Source organism: Thermus sp. NEB1569 (assembly GCF_022385295.1).
Lineage (GTDB): Bacteria > Deinococcota > Deinococci > Deinococcales > Thermaceae > Thermus > Thermus scotoductus.
The window spans coordinates 465181-476754 of sequence record NZ_CP092445.1 but is presented as its reverse complement, the minus strand read 5'-3'; the positions used below and the strand labels follow the sequence as shown (position 1 = coordinate 476754).

10 protein-coding genes are annotated in these 11574 nt (G+C 64.0%); 9 read left to right on the top strand and 1 reads right to left on the bottom strand.

The genetic code is table 11. The features are described from left to right. The first annotated feature begins 3 nt into the window (after positions 1 to 3). Entirely contained in the window at positions 4 to 393 is a 390-nt protein-coding gene (locus tag MI302_RS03130) for an MOSC domain-containing protein (protein ID WP_126170402.1), read from the top strand. 61 nt (positions 394 to 454) lie between these two features. On the opposite strand, the gene MI302_RS03125 is transcribed toward MI302_RS03130, so the two are convergent. Next, positions 455 to 2113, bottom strand: coding sequence for a bifunctional UDP-sugar hydrolase/5'-nucleotidase (locus tag MI302_RS03125; RefSeq protein ID WP_239726175.1), 1659 nt, complete (start codon positions 2111 to 2113; stop codon positions 455 to 457). 187 nt (positions 2114 to 2300) lie between these two features. Between MI302_RS03125 and glnA the strand changes: the two genes are divergently transcribed. The 8 genes from glnA (at position 2301) to MI302_RS03085 (ending at position 11573) form a co-directional block, all read left to right on the top strand. Beyond that, positions 2301 to 3641 (top strand): type I glutamate--ammonia ligase, encoded by a 1341-nt coding sequence (gene glnA, locus MI302_RS03120; protein WP_126178179.1) that lies wholly within the window; start codon positions 2301 to 2303, stop codon positions 3639 to 3641. Positions 3642 to 3784: 143 nt separating this feature from the next. After that, complete coding sequence (locus tag MI302_RS03115) at positions 3785 to 4957, top strand: branched-chain amino acid ABC transporter substrate-binding protein (RefSeq protein ID WP_239726174.1); 1173 nt, start codon at positions 3785 to 3787, stop codon at positions 4955 to 4957. 65 nt (positions 4958 to 5022) lie between these two features. After that, entirely contained in the window at positions 5023 to 5991 is a 969-nt protein-coding gene (locus tag MI302_RS03110) for a branched-chain amino acid ABC transporter permease (RefSeq protein ID WP_126170398.1), read from the top strand. After that, positions 5988 to 7343 carry a branched-chain amino acid ABC transporter permease gene (locus MI302_RS03105; RefSeq protein ID WP_239726173.1) on the top strand — a complete coding sequence of 452 codons (1356 nt, stop codon included), beginning with the start codon at positions 5988 to 5990 and terminating at the stop codon, positions 7341 to 7343. Before MI302_RS03110 ends, MI302_RS03105 begins: the two co-directional genes overlap by 4 nt. Next, entirely contained in the window at positions 7340 to 8119 is a 780-nt protein-coding gene (locus MI302_RS03100; RefSeq protein ID WP_239726172.1) for an ABC transporter ATP-binding protein, read from the top strand. Before MI302_RS03105 ends, MI302_RS03100 begins: the two co-directional genes overlap by 4 nt. Next, positions 8116 to 8829: an ABC transporter ATP-binding protein gene (locus tag MI302_RS03095; protein ID WP_239726171.1), complete on the top strand. Its 714-nt coding sequence runs from the start codon at positions 8116 to 8118 to the stop codon at positions 8827 to 8829. The genes MI302_RS03100 and MI302_RS03095 overlap by 4 nt, the downstream gene beginning before the upstream one ends. A 96-nt stretch (positions 8830 to 8925) precedes the next feature. Continuing rightward, positions 8926 to 10509 carry an ABC transporter substrate-binding protein gene (locus MI302_RS03090; protein ID WP_239726170.1) on the top strand — a complete coding sequence of 528 codons (1584 nt, stop codon included), beginning with the start codon at positions 8926 to 8928 and terminating at the stop codon, positions 10507 to 10509. A 53-nt stretch (positions 10510 to 10562) separates the two neighbouring features. Continuing rightward, complete coding sequence (locus tag MI302_RS03085) at positions 10563 to 11573, top strand: ABC transporter permease (RefSeq protein ID WP_239726169.1); 1011 nt, start codon at positions 10563 to 10565, stop codon at positions 11571 to 11573. Position 11574: the final 1 nt, after the last annotated feature.

Genomic DNA, 11574 nt, shown 5'->3' with positions numbered 1-11574 from the left:
GGTATACCCCGGGTGGAGGTCTTGGAACTGCTGGCGGACTTCGGGGCCAAAGGGGACCGGCATGCGGGTAAGGACCCCGACCGGGCCGTCCTGGTGGCGGGGCTTCCCGCCTACGAGAAGGCCAAAGGGGCGGGCATTGAGCTTCCCCTCGGGGCCTTGGGGGAGAACCTCCTTTTGGACCTGGATCCCCATGGGTTTCCCCCAGGTACCCGGTTAAGGGTGGGGGAGGCCCTTTTGGAGTTCTCCTACGTGTGCACAGTCTGCTCCAGCCTCTCCCAGTTTGACCTCAGGCTTCCCAAGCTCCTCTACGAGGGCCGGGGGCTTTACGCCCGGGTCCTCGAGGGGGGCACGGTCCGGGTGGGCGACCCTGTGCAGGTCCTGGTAGCCGTGTAGCTTGACCCTAAGCCAAGGGGCCCTGGAGAAGTCCCCAGGGCCCCGGTCCCTTACGCTGGCATCAAACGCCAACCCCTACCGGAAGCCCAAAGGCCCAGTAGGCGGGCCTTTCGCCTTTGGGCTCGTTCAGCACCTCAATCCGCCCCTCGAGGCCCGCCTCCACCTCCTTAAGCTCCTTGAGGTAGTCCATGAAGCTTTCCGCATCGCTGAAGCCGGTGTCCACCCGGTATCCCTGGGCCTCCTTGAGCACGGTGAAGCCGTCTCCGCCGTTGGCGATGAAGTTGTTCACCACCACCCGGTAGGTGGCCTCGAGGTCCAGGGGCACATAGCCCTTCTCCGTCTTCACCTCCACCCGCACCACCCGGTCCCCCGGGGCCCTGGAGAGGTCAAAGGCGTAGCGCAGGCCGGAAACCTGAAGGAAGCGGCCCGCACCCTGCTCCCACTGGGAAACCCCGTTCTCCAGGGCCGCCTTGATCTCCCTGCCCTTTAGGTCCATCACCACCAGGGTGTTGCCAAAGGGTAAAACCTCGTAGACCTTCCCCACGGTGATGGGGCCCTTGGGGATGGTGGTGCGGATCCCCCCGCCGTTTTGCAGGGCGATCTGCACCCCGGCATTCCGGGTCTTCCAAACCATACCGTCGGCGATGAGGTTGCCCAGGTTGCTCTCCCGCTTGCGCACGATGGCCCTTTCGCCGATGAGGTCCACCTTGGCCTGGGCGATCACCTGCCCCATCAGGGCCATGACCGGCTGGGCGTAGGCCAGAAGGGCCTCCTTGGCGAAGAAGTCCTCGGGGGAAACCTCGGGGGTCATGAGGATGGGCTCGCCTTTGTAGGCAAGGAGCTCCCCCTTGGCGTCAAAGGTGACCTCCAAGAGACCCACCACCTTCCCCCACTCCCAGGCCTGCACCACCAACACGTCCTTGCCCTCCGGGTTCTTCACCACCGTGGGGTAGGGCCCCGCCGGGGCGAGCTCCTTGTGGGGAAAGCTCCCCAAAAGGGTGTGGGAGTGGCCACCCACGATCACCTGCACGCCCACGAGCCTCCTGGCCAGCTTCAGGTCCTCCCCGTAGCCCAGGTGGGAGAGGACCACGATCTTATTCACCCCCTTTTTCAGCAGCTCGTACACCGCCTTCTGGGCGGTTTCATAGGGATCCAGGAAGTCCACGGTGGGCCCGGGGTTGGCGATCTCCCGGGTGTCCGGGGTAGTGAGGCCGATCACCCCCACCTTTTCCCCGCCCACCGGCACCACGGCATAGGGGGCAAAAAGCCCCTTGAGCCTGGGCTCCCGCTCCACCCCCACGTTGGCGGAAACCACCTTAAAGCGGGCCCCCTTCAGAAACTCCGCCAAGGGCCCCGGCCCCAGGTCGAACTCGTGGTTGCCCAGGGCCATGACCCGGTAAAGGGCCCGGTGCATGAAAAACCGGTCCGCCAGGCCCCGGTACTGGTTGAAGTACAGGGTGCCCTGGAAAACATCCCCGGCGTCCAGGAAGAGGAGGTTTTTCCGGCTGGCCCTAAGCCGGTCAAAGAAGGTGATCCGCTGGGCCACACCCCCCACCCTCACCTTCTTGCCGGAAAGGGTGAGCTCCATGGGCTCCAGGTGAGCGTGGGTATCGTTGGTGTGCACCAGGGTGAGGGTGAACCCTCCCTGGGCCCGCCCCAAGCCCAGGCCCGCCAAACCTAAAGCTGCTCCTGCCTTCAATACCTCGCGCCGCTTATACATACCCGACCTCCAGGGTTCAGTCTACCCAAGGCCAGGTCAGCTTAGGGTCAGGAACCTCGAGGCCAGACCTTCCTTGACGGGTGACAGGCTAAGGCTTGACAGTGTGCATATATTTGCTGTACACTTTGCGCAATCTGCTGGGGAGAAGTAGGGTACATCCGGCCTCAGCAGACCAAGGAGGCAAAAAATGGCGTACACCAAGGCGGAAATCCTCAAGGCGCTTAAGGCGGAGAAGGTCAAGTTCCTGAGGCTCCAGATCACCGACATCCTAGGGGTGGTCAAGAACGTGGAGGTCCCCGAGTCCCAGTTTGAGAAGGCCCTGGACGGGGAGATCATGTTTGACGGCTCCTCCATTGAGGGCTTCACCCGCATTGAAGAGTCGGACATGCTCCTCAAGCCCGACTACAACACCTTCGTCATCCTGCCCGATGCCCTGGAAGACCCCGCCCGCGGCCGGGTGGCCCGGCTCATCTGCGACGTGACCTACCCCGACGACCGCCCCTTTGAGGGGGACCCCCGCTACGTGTTGAAGCGCCAGGTGGAGCGGCTGCAAAAACTGGGTTTTGACAACATGTACGCGGGCCCCGAACCGGAGTTTTTCCTCTTCCTGCGCACGCCCGACGGCCTGCCCACGGTGGAAACCCACGACAAAGCGGGCTACTTTGACCTGGCCCCCATCGACAAGGGCGAGGAAGCCCGGCGGGACATGGTGAACGTGCTGGTGGCCATGGGCTTTGAAATCGAGGCCTCCCACCACGAGGTGGCCCCCGGCCAGCACGAGATCGACTTCAAGTACGCCGACGCCCTCACCACCGCCGACAACATCGCCACCTTCAAGTGGGTAGTGAAGCGGGTGGCCCTGAACCACGGCCTCCACGCCACCTTCATGCCCAAGCCCATCCGGGGCATCAACGGCAGCGGCATGCACACCCACCTCTCCCTTTTCAAGAACGGGGAAAACGCCTTTTTTGACCCCAAGGCCGAGTATCAGCTTTCCAAAACCGCCCTCCACTTCATCGCCGGGCTCCTGGAGCACGCCGAGGGCATGGTGGCCATCACCAACCCCTTGGTGAACTCCTACAAGCGCCTCACCCCCGGGTACGAGGCCCCCACCAACATCGCCTGGTCGGCGGCCAACCGCTCGGCCATGATCCGCGTGCCCGCCCGCCGGGGCGTGGGCACCCGGGCCGAACTCAGGATGCCCGACCCCTCCGCCAACCCCTACCTGGCCCTGGCGGTCATGGCCGCTGCCGCCATAGACGGGATAGAGCGCAAGCTTCTGCCCCCGCCCCCCATCCAGCGCAACATCTACCACATGAGCGTGCGGGAAAGGCGCAAGCACAAGATCCGCGAGCTTCCCGGAACCCTTAGGGAGGCCCTCGAGGCCCTAAAGAAGGACCCCGTCATCCGGGAGGCCCTGGGCGAGCACATCTACACCCATTTCCTCCAGGCCAAGCAGATGGAGTGGGACGACTACCGGGTCACGGTCCACCAGTGGGAGCTGGACCAGTACCTGGCCACATACTAAAGAGGGGTATCGGTTCCCTCCCCCTCCGGGGGGAGGGACTGACCCATGGGTCAGGCATAAACTTACGAGGGGGCATTGACAAGAACCGGTACCCCCCCTAGAATGAGGCCGCAACACGAAGGCGTGCTCTTAAGGAGGTGCGTATGAGGAAAATCGGCTTGCTGGTAGCAGGTGTGGCCGCCCTGGGCATGGCCCTAGGCCAGGCCAACGTCATCAAGATCGCCACCCAGTCGCCTCTCTCGGGACCTCAGGCCGCCCTGGGGGAGCAGATCAAGCTGGGGGCGGAACTGGCGGTGGAAGAGGCCAAGGCCCGGTTCAAGGCCCTGGGCTTTGACCTGGTCCTGGTGCCCTACGACGACCAGGCCAACCCCGACGTGGGCGTGGCCAACGCCAACCGCATCATCAACGACCCCGACATCCTGGGCGTGGTGGGCCACTTGAACTCCGGCGTGGCCATCCCCTCCAGCGAGGTTTACGCCCGGGTGAACCTGGTCATGGTCTCCCCCGCCAACACCAACCCCCGGGTCACCGACCGCAAGCTCCCCAACGTGAACCGCATCTGCGGGCGTGACGACGTCCAGGGGCCTGTGGGTGCGCAGTACGCCTTCAACAACCTGAAGGTGAAGAACGTCTTCATCATCCACGACAAGACCGCCTACGGGCAGGGCTTGGCGGAGGAGTTCAGGAAGCGCTTTGAGGCCCTGGGCGGTAAGGTGGTGGCCTTTGTGGGCACCGAGGAGACCTCCAACTTCGTGCCCATCATCAACCAGATCCGTGCGGCCCGGCCCGTGCCCGAGCTCATCTACTTCGGGGGCATCTACAGCCAGATCGGGCCCTTCGTGAAGCAGCTCCGCGAGCGGGGGGTCAAGATCCGGCTCATGGGCGGGGACGGGCTGGACTCCAGCGAGTTCGTCCGCCTGGCGGGTAAGGAGAACGCCGCCGGCACCTTCTACACCACGGTGGCCGGCCCGGTTTCCGCCTTCCCTAAGGCCAAGGCGGTGGCCCAGCGCTTCAAGCAGAAGTACGGCAAGGACATGGAGGGCTTCGGCATCTACGCCTACGACTCCGCCAACGTGATCCTGGCTGGCCTCGAGGCCGCCATCAAGGCCGCGGGCGGCAAGAAGCCCACCCGGGAGCAGGTGGCTCAGGCGGTGCGCCAGGTGAAGATGGAAGGCCTGACCGGCACCATTGAGTTTGACGACAAGGGCGACAACAAGAAGGCCAAGTACTTCGTTATGCAGGTGGCCTCCACCGGCAACTGGGCCGACAACAAGCTGATCCGCGTCATCGAGATGGCCGCTCCAGGGGCCAAGTAAACTGGGATTCCAACCCAAGGGGGTGGCCTGAAGGCCACCCCCTTGGCCCGGAGAAAGGAGGCACCTTGCTGGAGCAAATCCTAGCCCTACTGCCCCAGGTGATCTTCGACGGGCTCATCCTGGGTTTTGTCTACGCCATGGTGGCCCTGGGATACACCATGGTCTACGGCGTCTTGGAACTCATCAACTTCGCCCACTCCGAGATCTTCATGATCGGGGCCGTGGTTGGGGTGGAGGTCTTCCGCTACCTGGCCCCCCAGGTGGAAAGCGGCTTCCTGCTCCTCCTCCTCGCCCTAATCCTGGGCGGGGCGGTGGCGGGGATCACCGCCATCCTGGTGGAACGCTTCGCCTACCGCCCCTTGAGGAAGCGGGGCACCACCAACCGCCTGGTGCCCCTCATCACCGCCATCGGGGTGTCCTTCATCCTCCAGGACTTGGTGCGCCTCATTGAGGGCCTCTGGCACAACGAGTTCTTCCTGCGCATGCGCACCGTGGAGGACCTCGAGGGCTCCGTGGAGCTCTTTGGGGGGGCCATCTTCGCCCAGACCAAGTCCTTTATCCTCATGGGGGTATCCATCCTCATGCTCTTGGGCCTCACCTACCTGGTGAACCACACCAAGCTGGGGGTGGCCATCCGCGCCGTGGCCCAGGACCTCCACACCGCAAGCCTCATGGGCATAGACCCGGACCGCATCATCTCCCGCACCTTTCTCATCGGGGGATCCTTGGGGGGTGTGGCCGGGGTGCTCTTCGCCCTGCAGTACACCACCATCACCCCCTACGTGGGGTTCCTGCCCGGCATCAAGGCCTTCACCGCAGCGGTGCTGGGGGGTATCGGCAACATCCCGGGAGCCATGCTGGGCGGGCTCGTGCTGGGGCAGCTGGAAAACTTCTTCGGCACCTACCTGCCCATCCTCACAAACGGCAACTTCGGCACGGAGTACAAGGACGTGGTGGCCTTCTTGATCCTGATCCTCATCCTCCTCCTAAGGCCCCAAGGCCTTCTGGGACAGGTGGTCAAGGAGAAAGTATGAACGCCCTTTCCCTTCTCCTCAACCTGGCCTACCTGGGCCTGGTCTTCCTGGCCCCGGGAGCCCTCAGCAACCTATTTGGCCTCATCGCCCTGGGTACCACCGCCTTCTTTAAGCTTTCCCCCAGCTGGCGCACCCTGAACCTAGCCCTCCTCACCCTGGCCTTCACCCTGGGCCTGGTGCGTTCGGGGAACACCCTGGGGCTCATCGGCCTGGTGGGCATCCTGGTGGCCCTCACCACCCTGCCCCGTATCCCCACGGGAATCCGCGTGCTCCTGGCCCTGGCCATCCTCCTCCTTTCCGTGCCCCTGGCGGGCTTCGCCAACACCTTCATCTTTGAACTGGGCATCCAGATCGGCATCTACGCCGCCATGGCCCTGGGGCTCAACGTGGTGGTGGGAATGGCGGGACTTCTGGACCTGGGCTACGCCGCCTTCTTCGCCGTGGGGGCCTACACCTGGGCCATCTTCGGCAGCGAGCAGGCCAAGAACTTCATGCAGGGGAACTTCCCCCTCCCCGGGGAGTACATGTACCTCTTCATGGGGATCGCCATCGTCACCACCGCCCTAACCGGTCTGGTCATCGGCCTTCCCGCCCTTAGGCTTCGCGGGGACTACCTGGCCATCGTCACCCTGGGCCTGGGGGAGGTGGTGCGAATCCTGGCCAACAACCTGGACCACCCCATCAACTTCACCAACGGCCCCCAGGGGATCACCCCCGTGCAACGCCCTCCCATCGACTGGTTCCGGCAGTTGATGGCCACCCTGGGGGTGCACCTGGACCGGACCACCGATTACCAGCTCTTCTTCTACTTCCTGGTCCTCCTCATGATCGGCCTGGTGGTGCTGGTGAACGTGAACCTGGCCAACTCCCGCTTCGGCCGGGCCTGGGTGGCCATCCGCGAGGACGAGGTGGCGGCCCGCTCCATGGGCATCCCCCTCCTGCCCACCAAGCTCCTGGCCTTCATGACCGGGGCCGCCTTCTCCGGGGTGATGGGGGTGATCTTCGCCGCCCAGCGCACCTTTGTATCCCCCGAGTCCTTCACCCTTTTGGCCTCCATCACCATCCTGGGCATGGTGATCCTGGGAGGGATGGGATCCATCCCCGGGGCCATCCTGGGCGCTGCGGCCCTCACCATCCTCAACCTGGACGTGCTCAAGACCTTCAGCGAGTTCGTGCGCACCAGCCTGCCCCAAATCCCCAACCAGGTGGATCCCGCCAAGTACGAAAGGCTGGTCTTCGGCCTTATCCTGGTGCTGATGATGATCTTCCGCCCGGAAGGCCTCATCCCTGAGAAACGCCACAAGGCGGAGATGGCTGCTTTTCCGGAAGGAAAACAAGGGGGGGAGGCATGAAGGCCCTCGAGGTCACCCGGGCCACCAAGCGCTTCGGCGGTCTGGTGGCGGTGAACGACGTGAGCCTCAGCGTGAACCAGGGGGAGATCTTCTCCGTCATCGGCCCTAACGGAGCGGGCAAGACCACCTTCTTCAACCTGCTCACGGGCATCTACACCCCCGATGAGGGCAGGATTCTCCTCTTCGGCAAGGACGTGACCGGCCTACCCCCGGACCGAATCGCCAAGGAAGGGGTAGGGCGCACCTTCCAAAACATCCGCCTCTTCGGGGCCATGACCGTGCTGGAGAACCTCCTGGTGGGCATGCACATCCACATCCACGTCCCCTACTTCCATGCGGTATTCCGCACCCCCCTGGCCCGCAAGGAGGAAAAGCGGGCCGAGGAAGAGGCCAAGAGGCTATTGGAGTACGTGGGCCTCCTCCACCGCAAGGATGAGCTGGCCAAGAACCTGCCCTATGGGGAGCAACGGAAGCTGGAGATCGCCCGGGCCCTGGCCCTAAAGCCCAGGCTCCTCCTCCTGGACGAGCCTGCGGCGGGCATGAACCCCCGGGAAACCGAGGAACTCCAGGCCTTCATCCAGCGCCTGAGGGAGGAGCTTGGGATCACCATCGTCCTCATCGAGCACGACATGCGCCTGGTCATGCGGATCTCCGACCGCATCGCCGTGCTGGAGTATGGCTCCAAGATCGCCGAGGGGACCCCGGAAGAGGTGCGGCAAAACCCCAGGGTCATCGAGGCCTACCTGGGCAAGGGGGCTGCGGGAGGTGCGGCATGAGCCTTCTGGAGCTTAGGGACGTCCACACCTACTACGGCCACATCCACGCCCTCAAGGGCATCTCCCTGAGGGTGGAGGAGGGGGAGATCGTGACCCTCATCGGCTCCAACGGGGCGGGCAAGAGCACCACCCTGCGCACCATCAGCGGTCTGGTGAAGCCCCGACAGGGGGAGGTCCTCTTCCAGGGAAGACCCATCCACCGCCTGCCGGCCCACCAGATCGTGGCCCTGGGGGTAGGCCACGTGCCCGAGGGGCGGAAGATCTTCCCCCGCCTCACCGTGGAGGAGAACCTGGAGATCGGGGCCTATCTGGAAAACGACCGCAAGGTGGTGCAGAAGCGCAAGGAGGAGGTGTTTGCCCTCTTCCCCCGCCTCTACGAGCGCCGGGCACAGAAGGGGGGCACCCTTTCGGGCGGGGAGCAACAGATACTGGCCATCGGCCGGGCCCTGATGCAAAACCCCAGGATCCTCCTCATGGACGAGCCCTCCATGGGCCTGGCCCCGGTGCTGGTGGATTTCATCTTTGAAACCATCCAAAAGCTGAACCAGGAGGGCAAGACCATCCTCCTGGTGGAGCAAAACGCCCGCCTGGCCTTGCAGATCGCCCACCGAGGATACGTCTTGGCCACGGGGGAGATTACCCTGGAAGGCCCGGCCCGGGACCTGGCGCAAAACCCCGGGGTGCAGAAGGCCTACCTGGGGGAAGGTTAGGCCGCATCCTTTGCCTGATACCCAGGCTTGCGCTCCCTTATGGGAGCGCTTTATACTTGGTCCGGATCAAAGGGGAATACCCCGGAAAGGAGAGGTATGAAGAGGAAAATCCTTCTCGGCCTTGTGGTCGCCCTGGGCTTGGGGCTTGCCCAAAAAACCCTGGTTTTCGGCTCCAACGGGGAGCCGGTGAGCCTCGAGCCCGGCAACATCACCGACGGCATCTCCATCTACGTGCAGCGGCAGATCTACGACACCCTGGTGGACTTTAAGCCGGGCTCCACCGAGGTGACCGCTGGGCTGGCCACCAGCTGGTATAGCTCCCAAGACGGCAAGATCTGGACCTTCCGCCTGCGCCAAGGGGTCAAGTTCCAGGACGGAACCGAGCTGGATGCGGAAGCGGTGAAGTTCAACATCGAGCGCTGGTGGAACCCCAAGAACCCCACCCGCATTGACGCCGCCGCCCGATACGAGATCTGGCCGGAGCTCTTCGGCGGCTTTAAGGGGGATCCGGGCTCCATCCTGAAGGATATCCAGGTGGTGGACAAGTACACCATCCGCTTCATCCTTAACCAGCCCTTCCCCGCCTTCCCTGCCGCCATTGGCTCGGGCTACTTTGGCATCGCAAGCCCCGCCGCCATCAAGAAGGATGGGGCCAAGTACGGCTCCCCCACGGGAAGCGCCGTGGGCACGGGCCCCTTCCGCCTGGTGGAGTGGCGCCCCGGGGAGCAAGTGGTCCTGGAAAAGAACCCCACTTACTGGAAGCAGGGCTTCCCCAAGGTGGACCGGGTGGTCTTCCGGGTCATCAAGGACCCCGCCGCCCGCCTGGCGGCCCTGAAGGCCGGTACCATTGACTTCACCACCGACATCCCCCCGGCCAACCTGAAGGACCTCGAGGCCGACCGCAACCTGGACGCCGTCTTCCGCCCCTCCTTCAACGTGGGCTACCTGGCCCTGAACCCCTCCTATAAGCCCCTTTCCGATCCTAGGGTGCGGCAGGCCATCGCCATGGCCGTCAACAAGAAGGCCATCGTCCAAGCCTTTTGGGGGAAGCTAGGCCTAACCGACGGGCACTTCACCCCCCCTTCCATGAAGGTTTTCCAGTCGTCCAAGGTCACGGACTACGAGTACAACCCCCAGAAGGCCAAGGCCCTTCTGGCGGAGGCAGGGTACCCGAACGGGTTTGACCTGGAGCTCTGGTACATGCCCGTCTCCCGGCCCTACTTCCCCACCCCCAAGGAGATCGCCGAGGCCATGGCCGCCGACCTCTCCGCCATCGGCATCCGGGTCAAGCTCCAGACCAAGGACTGGGCCAGCTACCTGGCGGACCGCAAGAAGGCCCCTGGCTTCCAGGCCTACATGCTGGGCTGGACCGGGGACTACGGCGATCCCCAGAACTTCTACGACCCCCACTTCGCCTGCCCCATCGCCGACCTCTTCGACAGCGCAGGCAAGCCCCTTTGCGTGAAGGAGCTCGGCGACATCCTGACCAAGGCCGCCACCACGCCGAACCTCGTGGAGCGCAAGCGCCTCTACCAGCAGGCGGACGAGATCACCTTCAACCTGGCCCTGCGCATCCCCATCGTCCACTCCCAACCCCTTTTGGCCAAACGCAAGAACATCTCCGGCTGGGTGCCGAGCCCCTTGGGCTCCGAGTCCTTTGAGACCATAGAGAAGCGCTAAGTGCTTCCGCCCCGGACCCCCTTAAGGGGGTCCGGGATTTTTGAGGCGGACAAATGTGGAGCTACGTTTTGCGACGCCTGCTGGGCTTGGTCCCCGTCCTCTTCGGGATCACCCTTTTGGTCTTTCTGTTCCTGCAGCTCATCCCCGGCGACCCCGCCCAGGCCATCCTCGGGGAACGGGGTACCCCGGAACAGCTCGAGGCCCTCAGGGAAAAACTGGGGCTTAACAAGCCCCTCTATGTCCAGTACCTCACCTTTGTCAAGAACATCCTCACCGGGGACCTGGGCACCAGCGCCGTGTCCACCATTCCCGTGGCCGAGGAGCTGAAAAGGCGCTGGCCCGCCACCTTTGAGCTGGCCCTGGCGGCCACCTTGGTGGCGGTGGTTCTGGGTATCCCCGTGGGCATCCTGGCGGCGGTACGGAAAAACAGCCTTTTGGACACGCTTTCCATGAGCCTCTCCCTGGTGGGGGTTTCCATGCCGGTCTTCTGGCTGGGCCTCCTCTTGGTCTATCTCTTTGCCGTAAACCTGCACTGGCTCCCAACCGGAGGGAGGCTCTCCACCGATCTGGGTATCGACTTCCGCCCCATCACGGGATTCTTGCTCCTGGATGGGCTCTTAACCCTTAGGCCTGAGGTCCTAGGGGATGCCATCCGCCACCTGATCCTCCCCGCCCTCACCCTGGGTACCATCCCCTTGGCCATTCTCACCCGCATCACCCGTAGCGCCATGCTGGAGGTCCTTTCCCAGGACTATGTTCGCACCGCCCGGGCCAAGGGACTGGCCGAGCGCCAGGTGATCCTGAAGCACGCCCTTAAGAACGCCCTCCTGCCCGTGGTCACCCTCGTCGGCCTGCAGTTCGGTACCCTTTTGGGCGGGGCCATCCTCACGGAAACCATCTTCTCCTGGCCGGGTATCGGCTCCTACATCTACGAGGGCATCCTCAACCGCGACTACCCCGTGGTCCAGGCTGGGGTGCTGGTGGTGGCCACGGTCTTCGTCCTGGTCAACCTCCTGGTGGACCTCTCCTACGCCCTTTTGGACCCTCGCATCCAGTACAGGTGAA